The sequence below is a fragment of the Parasphingomonas caseinilytica genome, assembly GCF_036663755.1.
Lineage (GTDB): Bacteria > Pseudomonadota > Alphaproteobacteria > Sphingomonadales > Sphingomonadaceae > Sphingomonas.
Window position 1 is genome coordinate 200114 of sequence record NZ_JAXOJL010000006.1, and the last position, 16582, is coordinate 216695.

The 16582-nt window shown below is 62.6% G+C and carries 14 protein-coding genes and 1 tRNA gene; 8 read left to right on the forward strand and 7 right to left on the reverse strand.

The genetic code is table 11. The features are described 5' to 3' along the window. Nucleotides 1-6 precede the first annotated feature (6 nt). The gene (locus U1738_RS14210) at nt 7-675 is read left to right on the forward strand and encodes a YggS family pyridoxal phosphate-dependent enzyme (protein WP_332789704.1); all 669 of its coding nucleotides are present in this window, start codon (nt 7-9) and stop codon (nt 673-675) included. Beyond that, nucleotides 672-1334 (forward strand): HAD family hydrolase, encoded by a 663-nt coding sequence (locus U1738_RS14215; protein WP_332789705.1) that lies wholly within the window; start codon nt 672-674, stop codon nt 1332-1334. The genes U1738_RS14210 and U1738_RS14215 overlap by 4 nt, the downstream gene beginning before the upstream one ends. On the opposite strand, the gene ribA is transcribed toward U1738_RS14215, so the two are convergent. Together ribA and U1738_RS14225 are read right to left on the reverse strand one after the other, a co-directional pair. Further along, a complete protein-coding gene (gene ribA, locus U1738_RS14220; protein WP_332789706.1) occupies nt 1331-2392 on the reverse strand; it encodes a GTP cyclohydrolase II in 1062 nt (353 codons plus the stop codon). The two genes, U1738_RS14215 and ribA, sit on opposite strands and share 4 nt — an antisense overlap. Before the next feature lie 14 nt (nt 2393-2406). Next, a complete protein-coding gene (locus tag U1738_RS14225; RefSeq protein WP_332789707.1) occupies nt 2407-3201 on the reverse strand; it encodes an exodeoxyribonuclease III in 795 nt (264 codons plus the stop codon). 148 nt (nt 3202-3349) lie between these two features. On the opposite strand from U1738_RS14225, the gene U1738_RS14230 reads away from it, so the two are divergent. Then, nucleotides 3350-4621 (forward strand): SEL1-like repeat protein, encoded by a 1272-nt coding sequence (locus tag U1738_RS14230; RefSeq protein ID WP_332789708.1) that lies wholly within the window; start codon nt 3350-3352, stop codon nt 4619-4621. Between the two features lie 212 nt (nt 4622-4833). Here U1738_RS14230 and U1738_RS14235 read toward each other — a convergent pair whose 3' ends face one another. Together U1738_RS14235 and U1738_RS14240 are read right to left on the reverse strand one after the other, a co-directional pair. Next, entirely contained in the window at nt 4834-5403 is a 570-nt protein-coding gene (locus U1738_RS14235; protein ID WP_332789769.1) for a LolA family protein, read from the reverse strand. Nucleotides 5404-5510: 107 nt separating this feature from the next. Continuing rightward, nucleotides 5511-7811, reverse strand: coding sequence for an FtsK/SpoIIIE family DNA translocase (locus tag U1738_RS14240; protein ID WP_332789709.1), 2301 nt, complete (start codon nt 7809-7811; stop codon nt 5511-5513). A 131-nt stretch (nt 7812-7942) separates the two neighbouring features. Between U1738_RS14240 and U1738_RS14245 the strand changes: the two genes are divergently transcribed. Both U1738_RS14245 and U1738_RS14250 read left to right on the forward strand, forming a co-directional pair. After that, nucleotides 7943-9160, forward strand: a complete 1218-nt coding sequence (locus tag U1738_RS14245) for a UbiH/UbiF/VisC/COQ6 family ubiquinone biosynthesis hydroxylase (protein WP_332789710.1) — start codon at nt 7943-7945, stop codon at nt 9158-9160. Nucleotides 9161-9442: 282 nt separating this feature from the next. Then, on the forward strand, nt 9443-10171 hold the full coding sequence (locus U1738_RS14250) for a hypothetical protein (RefSeq protein WP_332789711.1): 729 nt from the start codon (nt 9443-9445) through the stop codon (nt 10169-10171). A 103-nt stretch (nt 10172-10274) separates the two neighbouring features. Here U1738_RS14250 and U1738_RS14255 read toward each other — a convergent pair whose 3' ends face one another. Both U1738_RS14255 and U1738_RS14260 read right to left on the reverse strand, forming a co-directional pair. After that, nucleotides 10275-10904, reverse strand: coding sequence for an LON peptidase substrate-binding domain-containing protein (locus U1738_RS14255; protein ID WP_332789712.1), 630 nt, complete (start codon nt 10902-10904; stop codon nt 10275-10277). 8 nt (nt 10905-10912) lie between these two features. Continuing rightward, the gene (locus U1738_RS14260; protein WP_332789770.1) at nt 10913-11809 is read right to left on the reverse strand and encodes a tetratricopeptide repeat protein; all 897 of its coding nucleotides are present in this window, start codon (nt 11807-11809) and stop codon (nt 10913-10915) included. 183 nt (nt 11810-11992) lie between these two features. Between U1738_RS14260 and U1738_RS14265 the strand changes: the two genes are divergently transcribed. Both U1738_RS14265 and U1738_RS14270 read left to right on the forward strand, forming a co-directional pair. Further along, nucleotides 11993-12067, forward strand: a tRNA-Gly gene (locus U1738_RS14265). A gap of 516 nt (nt 12068-12583) precedes the next feature. Continuing rightward, the gene (locus U1738_RS14270; RefSeq protein WP_332789713.1) at nt 12584-13696 is read left to right on the forward strand and encodes an esterase/lipase family protein; all 1113 of its coding nucleotides are present in this window, start codon (nt 12584-12586) and stop codon (nt 13694-13696) included. Here the strand turns inward: U1738_RS14270 and U1738_RS14275 are convergent. Beyond that, on the reverse strand, nt 13636-14421 hold the full coding sequence (locus tag U1738_RS14275; RefSeq protein WP_332789714.1) for a hypothetical protein: 786 nt from the start codon (nt 14419-14421) through the stop codon (nt 13636-13638). The genes U1738_RS14270 and U1738_RS14275 overlap by 61 nt on opposite strands. A 348-nt stretch (nt 14422-14769) precedes the next feature. On the opposite strand from U1738_RS14275, the gene U1738_RS14280 reads away from it, so the two are divergent. Beyond that, nucleotides 14770-16380, forward strand: coding sequence for a phosphoenolpyruvate carboxykinase (locus U1738_RS14280; RefSeq protein WP_332789771.1), 1611 nt, complete (start codon nt 14770-14772; stop codon nt 16378-16380). Nucleotides 16381-16582 lie beyond the last annotated feature (202 nt).

Genomic DNA, 16582 nt, shown 5'->3' on the forward strand with positions numbered 1-16582 from the left:
GCGCCGATGTCCGCACACGATCCCGCAACCGCGCTCGAATCCGTTCGCCAGTCGATCGCCCATGCCGCCGCGCTCGCGTCGCGCAAGGCAGACGACGTGACGCTGATCGCCGTCTCCAAGACGCAAACCGCCGAGGCGATCCTGCCACTGCTCGAAGCCGGGCAACGCGATTTCGGCGAGAACCGCGTGCAAGAGGCGGAGGGCAAATGGCCCGCCTTGCGTGAGGCGTATCCGGACGCGGTGCTTCACCTGATCGGGCAACTGCAATCGAACAAGGCCGAGGAGGCGGTGGCGTTGTTCGACGTGATCCATTCCGTCGATCGCCCGTCGCTGGTGACCGCGCTGGCCAAGGCGATGGAGCGCGCGGACAAGCGCCCCGCCTGCTTCGTCCAGGTCAATATCGGTGCCGAGGACCAGAAGGGCGGCTGCGCGATCGCCGACGTGCCGGCGCTGCTGGCGATGGCGCGGGACGCCGGCCTGCCGGTCGCCGGGCTGATGGCGATCCCGCCCGCCGACACCGAAGCCGCATCCTATTTCGCCTTGCTCGCCAAACTGGCGCGCGAAACGGGTCTCGCCGGGCTCAGCATGGGCATGTCGGGCGATTACGAAACGGCGGTGATGATCGGTGCGACTCATGTCCGCGTCGGCACCGCCCTGTTCGGAGCGCGCGCATGAAGTTCGACGCCATCATCTTCGATTTCGACGGCGTGCTGATCGAGAGCGAACTCGTCGGCAATCGCCAGATCGCCGCCTACCTGACCGGTATCGGTCATCCCACCACCGCCGAACAATCCATGGCGAAGTTCATGGGGCTGGCCGGGGCCGACTTTATCGGCGCGGTCGAAGCGTGGATCGGGCGCACGCTGCCGGACGATTTCCACACCGCGCGCAAGGCCGAGGATGCGCGCGTGATGGCCGCCGGGATCGATGCGGTGGCCGGCGCGGTCGGCTTCGTGCGCGGCCTGCCCGCCGATCTGCCGATCGCCATCGCCTCGTCCAGTTCGAGCGCCTGGATCGAACGCCATCTCGACCATATCGGGCTGCGCGACCGCTTTGGCGCGATGATCTTTTCCGGCCGCGAGCATGTGACGCGCGGCAAACCGGCGCCGGACCTGTACCTGCATGCCGCCGCCGCGCTGGGCGTGGATATCGCGACGAGCGCGATCATCGAGGATTCGCCCGTCGGCGCGACCGGTGCGGTGGCGTCGGGCGGGCATGTCATCGGGTTTGTCGGCGGAAGCCATTGCGCGCCCGACCATGCCGACCGGTTGCGCGCGATCGGCGTGCAGGATCTGGCCGGCAGCTTCGACGAGATCGCGCTGCTGATCGCCTAGAATTGATGCCCGGTGCGGTCGCGCTTGGTGGCGAGATACTGCGCGTTGTGCGGGTTGGCCGGCAGGATGTGCGGCACGCGTTCCACCACCGCGATCCCGGCGCTCTCCAGTTGCGCGACCTTTTCGGGATTGTTGGTCAGCAACCGCACCAATCGTTGCCCAAGCAATTCAAGCATCCGTGCCGCGACCCGGAAATTGCGCGAATCGACCGCGAAACCCAGCCGCGTATTGGCATCGACCGTATCGAATCCCTGATCCTGCAGTGCATAAGCGCGCAACTTGTTGATCAGCCCGATCCCGCGCCCCTCCTGCCGCAGATAGAGCAGGATGCCCCAGCCGCTGGCGGAAATCGCCGCGATCGCCGCATCTAGCTGCGGCCCGCAATCGCATTTCAGGCTGCCGAGCACGTCACCGGTCAGGCATTCGCTGTGCAGCCGTACCAATGGTGGCTGCCCGTTGGGCGTGCCGATCAGCAGCGCAATATGCTCGCCCGGCATTTCCGGCGTGCGGAAAGCCACGATCTCCGCATCCTCCGCCCCGCCGACCGGCAGACGCGCGCGCGTGGCGATAGCGAGCCGCGCGGCATCCTCATGCCCGGCAATGTCGTCCACCTGCAACGTCAGGTCCGCGCTGCCGCCGGGAATCGCGAAGAACGCCGGCAACATCCCGCCGATCCGCGCCAGCCGCAAAGCCGCCGCCCCGGCATCGCGCTCGGCCAGGCAGATCGCCCGGAACGGCCCCTTCATCGGCGTCCGCAAGTCGAATTGCGGATCGGCCAGCGCCGTCGCGGTATCGAAATCGAGCCAAGCCGCGCGCTCGACCAGCACTGGCGCGTCCGGCACCGCCGCATCGGCCTGATTGGCGAGCTTCAGCGTCAGCGCGCGACCGGCCGACAGCAGCACCGGGGCGGTGCCGGCGGGGTCGAACGCCGCCATCCGCACCGGATCGGCCGTCTCGATCGGCAGCAGCGCCAGCACGCCGTCCGCACCGCGAATCGCGATCGGCCAGCCACGGCGTAGTGCATCGATCGCGAGCGCGGCCCGACGAGGATCGCTCAAGGCGCGGGGATCGCTCAAAACGCGAACTCGGTCATGATCGGAATATGGTCCGATGGTTTCAGCCACGACCGGCAATCCTCGAACACCGTATGCGACACCGCTTTCGCTGCGACATCGGCGGTCGCCCACATATGGTCGAGCCGCCGCCCGCGATCGTTGGCGGTAAAATCGGGCGAGCGATAGCTCCACCACGTGTGCAGCCGCGCCGGTGCCGGGTGGAAATGCCGCCCGAGATCGACCCAGCTATTCGACTCCTTCAACCCGTTCAGCGCCGCGACCTCTACGGCCGTATGGCTGACCACGTTGAGCAATTGCTTGTGGCTCCACACGTCGGATTCGAGCGGCGCGATGTTGAAATCGCCGGTGACGATCGTCGGCGTCTTCAGATCCTCCGACCAGCGCGTCATGCGCGCGACGAAATCGAGCTTCTGGCCGAATTTCGGGTTCACGTCGCGATCCGGCACGTCGCCGCCCGCCGGCACATAGACATTGTCGAGCCGCACGCCGTTCGGCAACCGCACGCCGACATGCCGCGCCTCCATGTTCGCCTGCCAATCGTAGCGATCATCCTCGATCAGCGGAATGCGCGACAGGATCGCGACGCCGTGATGCATCTTCTGCCCATGCAGGATGATCTGGTCATACCCCAGCGCGCGGAACGGGGCGCTGGGGAAATCGCCGTCGATCACCTTGGTTTCCTGCAGGCACAGCACGTCCGGCTGCACCTCGCGGAGGAAACGTTCGACGATCTCGATGCGGAAACGGACCGAATTGATGTTCCAGGAAACGATCTTGAGCGGCTGTGCCATCGGCCGCATGTAGCCACGCTATGGGGGCAGCACCAGAGTGGTGTGGCGTGCCTTGTGAAAGACTCACGCTATCCGACGCGCTGCCCCTTGAACGTCAGATATCAGTCATTCAGTTTGCAAATTTCAGGCGAAGCGAATTTTCAACCCAGTGCAAAAGCGCGCTCTCGATCAATCTTCGAGTAACCTGCTCCATGTAACTCTTGTCAGCATGAAAGCTTTTTCCGGAAAGACATTTAGATACGTCGGGCAACGGGCATGCCTGATTCTCGTCTTTCCTATTTCCGTTGCTGCGGTTCAACCTCTGGCACCGGCCTGGACTGCCGCTCAAACCAGTCAGTTGGCTGTCGCCAAGACGTGCGTTGGGCAGGAATATTCCCAACCCAGTGGTGAACTGAAAGCCAGAATTCGTGACGCCGCTGAAATCGTGCGGGCGCTGCCGCAAGCAGGAGAGGGTCCCTCCGATATTAGCGACGATCGCGCTGCTGACATCTATTCCGTCGCGAAAGGTCTGCTGCTCACTTCAATGCCAGATCCCGAACGACCATTGGATGGAGGCAAACCGTTTTTGACGTGCCAGTCAGATCCGAAAGCCGCCGTTGCGCTACTGACGTTTCTTGCCGCCGACGGTCCGGCAAACCGGCGTGGACCCGACAATACCTTCAATTGGCTGGGTATGGCCTATCGCCGAGGCGTCGGTGTTCCACAGGACATGTCACGGGCACGGTCCTTGTTCCTGGCGGCCCGTATTCTTGGCCTGACTCAGCTGACGGTGGAAGATTGGGGAGCCCGTCCAGCCGATACGTTGACCGCTGTGTTGTCGCGACCTGACGATCGCGCGATGCTGGAAAAAGCGGCAGCGGCAGGACGTGACGAGGCTCAGCTTCTGCTGGCCAACCTCCTTCTCTCAAGCGACAAGGTGCGCGCGCGTTCCTTGCTTCTCTCGTCTGCTGCGGGATGGAATATCCCAGCTATACGACGGTTTGCCGATCTCGAGATGCAAGGTTCGTTCGGCAAACCGGATTATCTCAACGTGGCGAAACAGCTCGCATCGCTCGCAAATATCAGAATCGACGATTACAATTCCATGCTCGGCGCGGCGCGCTCTTTCAACCAAGGCGAGATCGCCGAACTCGGCCGTGTCGTGACCGTTGCAGATATCGGGGGTGAAAGACTGCTTGCTCAGTTGCGTGCCGCTGAGGTGGACCATATTCGCGGACGCGTAGCGACGCGCGGTTTGGTCGCGCCTGACGGACGCATTATATTTGTCGAGGTGCCGGATTCCGGAACGCGTCAGTTTAAGATGGCCAGACAAACTCTACGTATTTTCCGTCCGGAAAATCTTCGGCCAATCGCGCCTCATCGTGTCGACGGGAAGCCGGTCTTCGCTTGGGTCGATCTGCCCACGGTAAACTGGCGATAGGAAATCGCTCAAAAAATAGGCCGCCGAGCGATGCGCCAAGCCCGAAAAAGGAATGGCCCCCGCTCCGGGGGCATGGAGCGAGGGCCGACCTGGCGTTCGTCACGCAGGCGGGATGAGCGCTATAATTCGAGCAACAGGGGGGAAAATCCCGAACCGCGCCGCATCCGCAAGACCGCCTTTAGGACAGCAAACCTGTCGCCAATATGAATGGATTACTTGCGCGGGCCGGAATTGCGCTGCGGGTCGTTGAAGCGGAACGTTCCGTCGCTCACCGGCGCGTTGAAGTTTTGGCCAGTCAGGCGGATCGTCGTGCGGTTGTTCTGCGCGTCGAGCGCGACCCAGCCCTGCAGCATCAGCCCGCCCGGCGCGGCGGCGTTGCGCACGAACACCAAGGTGATGCGGCCATATTCGGGATGCTTGGGGTCGGCGGCATCGACCGAAATGATGCGCGGATCGTTGCCCGACACGACGCGCGCCACCTTCGTCATGTCGCGCGTGGGATCCAGCAGCACGCCGAGCGGCGAATTGCCGATCGGCCAGCGCTGCTTCTGCCCGACCGAATAATCCAGGAACCACAATGCCTTGCCGTCGCCCACGATCAGGATTGGCACGCCCTTTTCATACTGAAAGCGGATCTTGCCCGGCTTCTTCAGCGTCAGCGTGCCGTTCAGGACCTTGCCGGTGCGATCGGTCTGGGTGAAGCTTGCGGTCATGCTCTGCACCGCTTGCAGGTGCGTCTGGACCAAGCCGAGATCGCCCGGCGCGGTCGCGGCGACCAGCATTGGCGCTACAGCGAGCGCGGAAATGAGGCGGAAATTCACGGAATTCTCCTGAAGACGGATCGCCCTTATCGACGGGCGGCGTTGAACCCGCTCTGAACCGCCCGCGCCTAGAGCGGGTTCCCGTCGCGATCGCGGAGCACCTCGCGGCGCCCTACATGGTCGGGTCGCCCCACGATGCCATCCTTTTCCATCCTCTCGATCAGTCGGGCGGCGCTGTTGTAGCCGATGCGGAGCTGGCGCTGGAGCCAGGAGGTGGACGCCTTTTGGCTTTCCACCACCAGCTGAATGGCATTGCGATATTGCTGGTCCTCGGCCGAATCCTCGCCCTCCGGCGCGCCGTCCAGCGCGAAACCGTCCTCCGGCTCCTCGGTGACCGACTGGATGTAATCCGGCTTGCCCTGCCCGCGCCAGTGATCTGCAACCGCGCGCACTTCATCGTCGCTGACGAACGGCCCGTGCACACGCACAGTGCCCTTGCCGCCGGGCATGTAGAGCATGTCGCCCTTGCCGAGCAGCTGTTCGGCGCCCTGTTCGCCCAGGATGGTGCGCGAATCGATCTTGCTGGTGACGTGGAAGCTGATGCGCGTCGGCAGGTTGGCCTTGATCACGCCGGTGATGACGTCGACCGACGGGCGCTGCGTCGCCATGATCAGGTGGATGCCGGCCGCACGCGCCTTCTGCGCCAGACGCTGGATGAGGAATTCCACCTCCTTGCCCGCGGTCATCATCAGATCGGCGAGTTCGTCCACGATCACCACGATCTGTGGCAACACCTGAAAATCGAGTGTCTCTTCCTCGTAGATCGGCTGGCGCGTGTCGGGATCGTAGCCGGTCTGCACCTTGCGGCCGAGCGGCTGGCCCTTGGCCTTGGCCGCGCGCACCTTGTCGTTGAAGCTCGCCAGGCTGCGCACGCCGACCGACGACATCTGGCGATAGCGGTCCTCCATCTGCTCGACCGCCCATTTCAGCGCGCGCACCGATTTGGCCGGATCGGTGACGACCGGCGACAGCAGATGCGGAATATCGTCGTACATGCTCAGTTCGAGCATCTTGGGATCGATCATGATCATGCGGCACTGGTCCGGCGTCAGCCGGTAGAGCAGCGACAGGATCATGCAGTTCAGGCCGACCGACTTGCCCGAACCGGTGGTGCCGGCGACGAGCAGATGCGGCATCGGCGCCAGATCGGCGATCACCGGATCGCCGGCGATGTTCTTGCCCAGCACCAGTGGCAACGATGCCGATTGGTCCTCGAACGTCTGCGACGCGATCAGTTCGTGCAGGCCGACCGTCTCGCGCCGCGCGTTGGGCAATTCGATGCCGATCACGGTGCGCCCCGGAATGGTCGCGACGCGTGCGGAAATGGCGCTCATGTTGCGCGCGATATCATCGGCGAGCTGGATCACGCGGCTCGCCTTGATGCCGCTCGCCGGCTCCAGTTCGTACATCGTGACGACCGGGCCGGGCCGTACCTCGACGATCGAGCCCTTCACGTGGAAATCGTCCAGCACCGATTCGAGCAGCCGGGCATTGCGTTCCAGCGACGCCTTGTCGATCGCCGCGCCGGGGGCGGGCGGTGCGGGCACCAGCAGGTCGATCGAGGGCAGGCGATAATTATTGTCGCGCAGGTCGAGCCTTTCCTGCGTCGCCTTGGGCTTGGCGACCGAGGGCGCGACGTTGCGGTCGGCGATCACCGGGCCGGGGCGAGCGTCGGGCATCGCCACCGCGCGCGGCGCGGGCGTGGCCTTGCGCGCCGGTTCGGCGACGAACGCCTCGCGCTCGTCGGTCAGGCGGGGTTCGGCGCGGAAACGCGGCAGGCTCGGCAAGCGCGGGGCGGACAGCGCGACCTGCAGGCTGCGCGCCCACACGACCACGCCGATCAATCCGGCGAGCAGCCCGATTCCGCGTCCGGTCCACAACATGGCGACCGGTTCGCCGATGAAACCGATTCCCCAGCGCAGGCCGTCGGCCAGGCCCAGGCCGAGCACGCCACCCCATCCGGCGGGGAGGGTCAGCACCGAGGATGCGGCGAAGAACGATACCGCCGTGCCGATCAGCACCGCGCCCAGTGCGCCGCCCGCCAGCATGCGCAGCCAGCGCCCGGCCGGCTCGTCGCGCCACAGCCGGAGCGCGACGATCGGCGCGATCGGCACCAGCAACAGCACCGTCCAGCCGAACAAGGTCAGCGCCAGATCGGCGAACCACGCGCCCGGCAGGCCCAGCCAATTCTCCGCCGGCCCGCCCGACGCGGTGTTGAGCGACGGATCGCCGGAATGATAGCTGGCGAGTGCGGTGACCATCACGATCGTCGCGGCGAACAGCGCCAGCGCGCCGAGCAGCGCGCTGCTGCGCACCGCCCCCGCCTTCACCGTCTCGCGCCACAGCGCTGGTCGAGCCCGGCTCGCCATTGTCTTGTCCCCACTCTGTCCGCTGTTCGTTCCCGAAATCATCCGCTTTCGGGAGTCCGACGTCAAGATGGCGCATGTCGCGGTGCGTCGGCGGATTGGCAGCGGCGGCGCACGGCTCTAGGGTCCGGGCCATGGAAAAAGCAGATGTCATCATTCTCGGCGGCGGACTGGTCGGCAGCGCGCTGGCCGTGGCGCTGGATGCGCATGGGCTGAGCGCTATCGTGGTTGATATCGCCGATCCGGAGGTGATTCTCGCCGCCGGGTTCGACGGGCGGGCGTCGGCGATCGCCAGCGCGCCGTACCGGATGCTGGGCGCGATCGGGGTGCTCGATCGACTCGGCGACAATGGCTGCCCGATCGCGGGAATCCGGGTCAGCGATGGGCTGGAGCCAGGCGCGCTCGATTTCGAACCCGGCGCGGATGATGGTGCGCTCGGCCATATGTTCGAGAATCGCCTGCTCCGGGGGGCGTTGTACGAAGCGGCGGTGGCCGCGCCGCGCGTCGATCTGCGCATGAAAACGCGCGCAATTTCGGTAGACCGCGGCGAACATGGCGTGGTGGCCACGCTGGATTCGGGCGCGACGATCTCCGCGCCGTTGCTGATCGCGGCGGAGGGCCGCAACTCGCCGACGCGCGATTCGGCGGGGATTCGCACCGCGCGCTGGAACTACGATCACGCCGCGATCGTCACCTCGCTGCACCACGAACACAGCCACGAAAACACCGCTTTCGAAATCTTCTACCCCCAAGGCCCCTTTGCGATCCTGCCGCTGAACGACGATGCGGCGGGGCACCGTTCTGCCATCGTCTGGTCGGTTTCGCGGGCCGAGGCGCCGGGCATGCTGAAGCTGTCCGAACGCGGCTTCCTCGCCGAAGCGGAGAAGAAGATGGGCGGGTTCTTGGGGAAGCTCGGTCCACTCGGCGGACGATCGAGCTACCCGCTCGGTTTCCATCACGCGGCGCAGATCGTGTCGAACCGGCTGGCCCTCGTGGGCGATGCCGCGCACGGGATTCACCCGATCGCGGGCCAGGGCGTCAATGTCGGTTTCCGTGACGTGGCGACGTTGGTCGAGGTGCTGGTGGAGGGCAAACGCCTCGGCCTCGATCTTGGCGATCCGGCCTTGCTGGCACGCTATCAGCGCTGGCGCAGTCTTGATACGTTGATGGTGTCGATCGTCACGGATGGCTTGCAGCACCTGTTCGGCATCCCCGGCAAGACCGCCAACGCCGCGCGCCGCTTCGGCCTGTCCGCGGTGCAGAAACTGCCCGCGCTGAAGGATCGCTTCATGGCCGAAGCGCGCGGCGAAAGCGGCGAGGTGCCGAAGCTGTTGCAGGGGATGATGGTTTAGGGTCGCGTCCGCTTGTGGTGACGAGCGGACTGACAGGTTTCGGCACTGCAACGAGCAAAGCCGACATTCGGCTAAGGCACTTTAGGTTTTAGAGGCGCTTTCATGCGTCAACCAGACATCTGAAAGCTAAGAAGCGCGTTGTAGCTAGCGCGAGGAAGGCGGATCGGCTATACCTAGCGCTAGACAGATGTAGGGTGCACTATATTTCAGATCATTTTTGGTGATGATGAACATACCGCAGCGGACGGACCGTATGTTCGTGTGCTCAAGACACGAAAGTGGATGTATATACTCTCTTTCGCTTCTTTCGCTCTATCTTTCGATCTGTACGACGAAAAAGCAGCGAAGGATTTGCTTCACGTCATAAACCTTCCGGCTCATGCACTCTCGGTTTCAGTGGCATTCGGTCTTTCCTATTTAGGTTTACAATACATCCTTTTAGTCTGTCAGTTAATTGTAACATACGATATTACTTTAGATGAACGGTTGGTTTTCCGTCGGGAAGATGAACTTGCGATAGCAAGAGAAAAAGAAACGAAAGCAAAAATCGCGCTGGACGAAGCGAAGGCGAATTTATCGACGCCCGAATTGCGAAAATTGCGAAATGAGATTGCAACTCTAAGTGCAGAAAACGCGAAAGCGATCTTGGATACAAATACGAAACATGAACTAGGCGTCCTCCCGATTAGAATTAAAAGTGTAACACCAACTGACGAAGAAATTCGTCAGGCAAAAATCTCTATTCGAAATCGGACTACGAGACTAAAGAAATTGCGGGACGAGGAAGAATGGTTGACTGCCCAGGTTAAGGAGAATGATGATCCATCATGGGTGGCTGCTTATAAGACGTACAAAGGTGCCTTGCTATATAGATATAGCGTATTTGAAAAAGCCCCGGCGTCTAGGATGGGTTACACGCTGTTGGAGCGCATCATCGATGGCGCGCGGGTAGTCCCGCCGATTGGCGTAGTCATATTTGCCCTTTGTTGCTTAGCCTATCCGCCCGTCTAGGCGCTCATTTCTTAGCTAAATAAGCAGAATGAATGACCATTTTCGGCATACGAAAGCTAATGATCGAGTGACCGCAAATGGGGCGTAAGCGGTCGTCGGTTAGTTATTGCAGCGTCACCGATTCCTCGCCGTCGTGCCGCCCGAAGAATTGCATCAGCTGGATGATCAGTTCGGCCCGGTCCTCGATCGCCGGGGCCTCGAGCAGCGCCTGCTTCGCGGCGACGTCGAACGGCGCGATCTGGGCGATGCCGTTGACCAACGCCTCGTCGTCGAGCCGGTTCACCGCCTCCCAATCCACCGCATAGCCCTGCGCATCGGCGAAGCGGCGCGATTCCATTTCCAGCGAGGAGCGGCGGGAGAGCGACAGTACCTCATCGTCCGCGACGATCGGCAGTAATTCCGCCTCGACCTGACGGAACGCGGTGGTGACGTCCAGTTCGCGCAGGATGCGGAACAGCGACAGCCCTTCGAGCACGAGGTTGTAGCGCCCATCCTCCAGCGCCTCGAATTCGGCGATCTTGCCGACGCAGCCGATGTCGAACAAGGGCGGCGGCTCGTTCGGGGCATAGGCACCGGGGCGCGGCTGGATCATGCCGATGCGCCGGTCGCGCGCCATCGCATCGCTCATCATCGCGCGGTATCTTGGCTCGAAAATGTGCAGCGGCAGGTGCATCCCCGGAAACAGCAACGCGCCGGGCAGCGGGAAGACCGACAGGCGCGTGATGCTGTTCACGGGCGCGCTCACCCGAACAGGATCGCGGAAAGCTTGCGGCGTTGCGCGGAGACCCACGGGTCCTCGAGGCCGACGACCTCGAACAGCTTGAGCAATTGCGCGCGCGCGGCACCATCGTTCCAGTCGCGTTCGGCGGCGACGATCGCAAGCAGCGATTCGGCCGCGGCATCGCGGTCGCCCGCCGCCATCTGGCCACCCGCGAGTTCGAAGCGCTTGGCATGATCGTCCGGATTTGCGGCAACCTCGGCGGCGAGGCCGGACAGATCGTCGACCGGCCGGGCATCGCGCGCCAGGGCCAGCGCGGTGCGCGCGCGTTCAAGCTCGGGCGATTTGGCGGTTTCCTGGTCCAACGCGGCGAGATGCGCATCGGCCTCATCGAGCTGTCCGGCGGCCACCAGCGCGCGGACGAAACCGGAATGTACCGCCGGATGCGCCGGGGCGATGTCGGCGACCTGACGGAAAATGTCGATCGCACGCTCGGCATCGCCATCGGCCAGCACCTGTTCGCCCATTGCGATCAGCGGTTCGATCTCGGCCTCCAGGTCCGCCGCCGGGCTCGGCACCGGCAGCTTGGCGAGAATCTGGTCGAGCATCGTCTTCAGCTGCGATTCGGTGCGCGCCGGGGTCAGGTCGGCGACCAACTGTCCCTGGAACATCGCATAGACGGTGGGGATCGATTTGATCTGGAACTGGCTGGCGATAAACTGATTCTTGTCGGTGTCGACCTTGGCCAGGATCACGCCCTTGTCGGCATAATCGGCCGCGACCTTTTCCAGTACCGGGGTCAGCGCCTTGCACGGGCCGCACCATTCGGCCCAGAAATCGATGACGACCAGGTTCGTCATCGACGGTTCGACGACGTCGCGACGGAAATCATCGACCGCTTCGCGTTCCGCCGCATTCAATCCCAGGGTGGCCAAGACAGACTCCGTTTTTGCTTGAACGCCTTATGTGGGGCGTCGGGGCGGCAAGCCAACCCTTTTCGTATCTGTGAAGACAGGGTGTGAAGAGGGGGCTTGCCGGGTTCGTATGTCGCTGCTAAAGGCCCCCCTCCCCGCCCGGTGTCACCACCGCGGCACGGCGCCAGAGCGGGCGTAGCTCAGGGGTAGAGCACAACCTTGCCAAGGTTGGGGTCGAGGGTTCGAATCCCTTCGCCCGCTCCAGTCTTTCCAGTGAAATCAATAATTTACGGCTTAGGCCGTCGCGATGGCGACACCTCTTTTCGGCTTTGGTCCGCACTTGGTCCACACCGTTTTTCTCCTGTAGCCATTGTTATGGCAATCAACCCGCAACAAAATCGTAAAAGTTTGTTGGCGCTGCTGTCGCTTCGTAACCTTGCCTTGGAACCTTGATCTGGGTCGAAAGTGTAAGGGGGGACCAGGGAATCCTCGTAACGGGCTGAGGGCGGAGAGAGAGAGTCTGCCGGCTGCCTGTCATGGAGATTCCCCTGACCACGACTGGCCTTCCTGCTGCCGCTCCCCCTTTGGCGCGACCGCGTCCGCTTCCTTCGGCCGGCTATAAGATCGACATCAGCCGCGGCGAGCGGATCGGCCGTGTCTCGTCCGAGTGGTTCTCGCGGCCCAACGACGAGCGCTTCCTATCACTGGGGTCACTCAATGCTGCGGTCCGCGCCAGAGCCGAGCGGCGACCGCCCGCATCGTTGAGACACAGGCGCACGCGTGGAAGCAAGTCGCGGCGATGCCGAGTGGTGGTTCTCGCTGATCGTGCCCGGGCAGGACGCGCCGGTCGCGCCCGTCCTTTGGTCGTACGGCCAGCTCTGCAGCTTGGTCAGTGGCCCCGCCGCCTACATGCGCCAGCTGCGCGCACCCCTCGCTGGCATCAACCTCCAGCACAGTTTGTTGCTTAGAATTCGGTTGAGCATTTCATCCTCGGCACAACGGCAATCATCGCCCGGGCATCTGGGCAAAGCATGCCTCTCGCCTGCCTCTTGCGTTGCGAACGAGATTCGCGTCTTGATCGCACAGGATCTTATGCCGCACTCATCCGCACAAACGCTTCCTTGGGGGCACGGTACCTTTGCCCATTTCACGTCCGGGGCGTGCGACACCCTGATCCTTATGGTTCATGGGTTTGGTGGAGGTGCTGCCAATACCTGGACCGGCATGCAGTCTCTGATAGAAGACAGCGAATTCGCAGTCGGTCAGGCCGACGTTGTGTCCTACGGTTACGACAGCACCAACACGCCCGCTGCCAATTCCGCAGTACTGCTCCGCGACTTTATCAATGCAATCGTCGATAACCACCCAGCATGGTCCAGTGCTGCCGCGCGTGCTGGACGCACAGCCGTTCAACGCAACTATGCGCACATATTCGTTGTCGCACATTCACTAGGTGCCCCGGTCGCTCGGCGGGCGCTGTTGGATGCTATCGAAAGTCGCGACAGGTGGCCTGCAAGAACAAGACTGGTTTTGTTTGCACCAGCACATATGGGTACGCGGCTTCTCAATGACCAAAATTTTCTGACTGGCGGTCTGGGCGGTATTGTTTCGACAATTCTGGTCGGCTTCAAACTCGGGCGCCCCGCGTTAGATGATCTCAAACCGGACAGCCCTTTTCTCAATCGCCTCAGCGACGACACGAAACGTTACATTGCCGAGGGATGGGAGGAATCGTTGAAGGCGAAACGCGTGGTGTTTGGGGCGCAAGAGAAAGTGGTCCGGGTGGACCGGTTCTGCAACGATCCGATCCAGGTCGTCTGGCCCAGACATAATCATGTGAGCATCTGCAAAGTTGCCGAAGCTGCAACCTTTGTCCGGGAGGCCTTGGTGTGAGCGCGATCGGAGCGGTGTCGACCTTGTCCGCCCAACGGGCAATCGATGATATCCTGGCGCAGTTCGAGGCAGGCGCTCTGGTGGATTTCGTACTGTCGAGCATGACCGGACCAATCAAGCGAACCTTCGATCTGTATCGACTGCACAGCGACCGTCCTATTACAGCACGCGAATCTGAGCGACGGACCGCATTCGACGAATTGATTGAGATGACTTCCCTGGTCAGCATCATTAGCGGCGACCTTGCGACAGCGCTGGACGCCCGCGGAGTCGCCAGCGCCGATGTTAGCCGTATCTTCGCCCAACCTGCAGCCGAACTCTATATGACCCGGCATTACCCGATGGCGTACGGCTTGCTTGCCCGTGCTGACCTTGAGGGCCGGCTTCCTCCGAATTTTCAGACGATCGACCGTCTGGAAAAAACCAGGTCGGACTGGAATGGCAAGTTGCAGCGCTTTCTCAGTTTGAACGCGCAACTCCTCGCTGATCAACCGCTCCTGAACTTCCTGTTCCTGCTTGACGACCACGAGGTTGCCGGCACTCACATCACCGAGTTGCAGCGCGCCTTCGCCAATCGCGACGCTATGGCAGCGTGGCTGGATCGGCCCGAACGTACCGAGTTGCTCGGGGGTCTGGAACGCATGCTCGATTTCTCCGGTGCACTCCATGATCTGCTCGTGGAACTTAGTGATTTTCCCCTCTTTCGCGGGAGAATCTGGCTGCATTATTCGTACTGGCTGGGGAACGGCGGTGCCCGCGTGCGCGAAACGACCAACTGGCTTGTTCGGGCTTTACGCGAGGCAAGTCTGCCAGAAAGCGATCAGGATCAGGCGGTCAGCGCTCTGGAGACGACCTTCCGCGACCTGACCAATCCGCGATGTTTTGCCGGAACGCTGCTCGATTTGACACGCGAGACTGTTCCACTGCCGTTTCCGGGGATGCCAGCGGCCGGCGGCGCCCGGACTATGATTGCGGCTCCCCCCGCCCCGCAGCATGAAAGCGGTGATAGAGTTTTGTCCGGAAGCACTACGTCGGTCGATACTGGAAAGTCAGCCCGAGCGAACAGGGAATTCCTGGCTCAGGGTCTTGCGGCACAGGGCATTAAGACCCGTGGCACCTTGCACTGGAACCTTGTCACCGCCCGCCTTGTCGATGCGGCGATCTCTCGCGGCGAGGGCAGATTGTCTGCCGATGGTCCGCTCGTTGTCGAGACCGGACCGCACACAGGCCGCTCTGCGCAAGACAGGTTCGTCGTCCGCGATGCCGAAACCGAGTCCGTCGTGTGGTGGGGCAAGAGCAACAAGGGCATGAGCCCCGAACAGTTCGCTGCGCTGAAGACCGACTTCATGGCCGCGCTGAAGGACAAGGAAGACCTATATATCCAGGATCTGTTCGGCGGATCGCAGCCTGAAAATCGGGTGCGCGTTCGGGTCGTGACGGAACTGGCCTGGCACAATCTGTTCATCCGTACGATGCTCGTGCGACCGCAGGAATCCGAACTGCGCGGGTTCGAGGCGGAATACACAATCATCGATCTGCCGAGCTTCCGCGCCGATCCGGCCAAGCACGGCTGCCGCAGCGAGACGGTGATCGCGGTCAATTTTACCGAGAAGCTCATCCTGATCGGCGGCACGAAATATGCCGGCGAGATGAAGAAAGCGGTATTTAGTCTTCTCAACTATCTGCTGCCGGTCGACGGCGTGATGCCGATGCACTGTTCGGCCAATATCGGCCCGAACGGCGACACTGCGGTGTTCTTCGGCCTGTCCGGTACCGGCAAGACGACGCTCAGCGCCGATGCCAGTCGCACGCTGATCGGCGATGACGAACATGGCTGGTCGGACACTGCGGTGTTCAATTTCGAAGGCGGTTGCTATGCCAAGATGATCCGCCTGTCGGCCGATGCCGAGCCCGAGATCTTCGCCACCACCAAGCGCTTCGGCACGGTGCTGGAGAACGTCGTGATGGATCCGGTCACCCGCGCGCTCGATCTGGAGGACAACAGCCTGGCCGAGAACAGCCGTGGCGCCTATCCGATCGACTTCATTCCCAATGCCTCGGAAGAGAATATGGGGCCGGTGCCGCGCAACATCGTGATGCTGACAGCGGATGCTTACGGCATCCTGCCGCCGATCTCGAAACTGACGCCGGATCAGGCGATGTACCACTTCCTCTCGGGCTATACCGCACGCGTTGCGGGCACCGAGATCGGCGTAACCGAGCCGGATGCGACCTTCTCGACCTGCTTCGGCGCGCCGTTCATGCCGCGCCATCCCTCGATCTACGGCAATCTGCTCAAGAGCCGGATCGCCAAGGGCGGGGTGGATTGCTGGCTGGTCAACACCGGCTGGACCGGCGGCAAATACGGCACCGGCAACCGCATGCCCATCAAGGCGACGCGTGCATTGCTCAACGCCGCGCTCGACGGGTCGCTCAACGACGCCGAGTTCCGCACCGATCCGAACTTCGGCTTCAAGGTGCCGGTCAGCGTGCCGGGCGTGGACAGCGCGATCCTCGACCCGCGCGAGACCTGGGCGAACAAGGCGGAATATGACGCCACTGCGGCCAAGCTGGTCGATCTGTTCGTCGAGAACTTCGCCCAATTCGCCGAACATGTGGACGAGGGTGTGCTTCAAGCAGCGCCATCACAGCTAGGAGTTTACGGCCGTGGCCGCGTCGCCTGAGCCCGCCTAAGCATCGATCTGTAGGATTATCCGATCGCGCGGTTCATGCATTCCGGCGGAAGCGCCTTCGCAAGTATCGCCGCGTCCTCTGTTCCAACCGGGAGGGCAAGATACCCAATTACCGCGTCTCGGTCTTTATTCACGGCACACTGTGCATGATCAACACCGAAGACCCGAGATTTTGCGGCCGTGGCATTGCGCC

Coding starts and splice junctions, on each gene's coding strand:
- U1738_RS14210 (WP_332789704.1), top strand. CDS start 7: ATGTCCGCACACGATCCCGCAACCGCGCTCGAATCCGTTCGCCAGTCG.
- U1738_RS14215 (WP_332789705.1), top strand. CDS start 672: ATGAAGTTCGACGCCATCATCTTCGATTTCGACGGCGTGCTGATCGAG.
- U1738_RS14225 (WP_332789707.1), bottom strand. CDS start 3,201: ATGGCACAGCCGCTCAAGATCGTTTCCTGGAACATCAATTCGGTCCGT.
- U1738_RS14235 (WP_332789769.1), bottom strand. CDS start 5,403: ATGCTGGTCGCCGCGACCGCGCCGGGCGATCTCGGCTTGGTCCAGACG.
- U1738_RS14240 (WP_332789709.1), bottom strand. CDS start 7,811: ATGGCGAGCCGGGCTCGACCAGCGCTGTGGCGCGAGACGGTGAAGGCG.
- U1738_RS14245 (WP_332789710.1), top strand. CDS start 7,943: ATGGAAAAAGCAGATGTCATCATTCTCGGCGGCGGACTGGTCGGCAGC.
- U1738_RS14250 (WP_332789711.1), top strand. CDS start 9,443: ATGTATATACTCTCTTTCGCTTCTTTCGCTCTATCTTTCGATCTGTAC.
- U1738_RS14275 (WP_332789714.1), bottom strand. CDS start 14,421: ATGCAGCCAGATTCTCCCGCGAAAGAGGGGAAAATCACTAAGTTCCAC.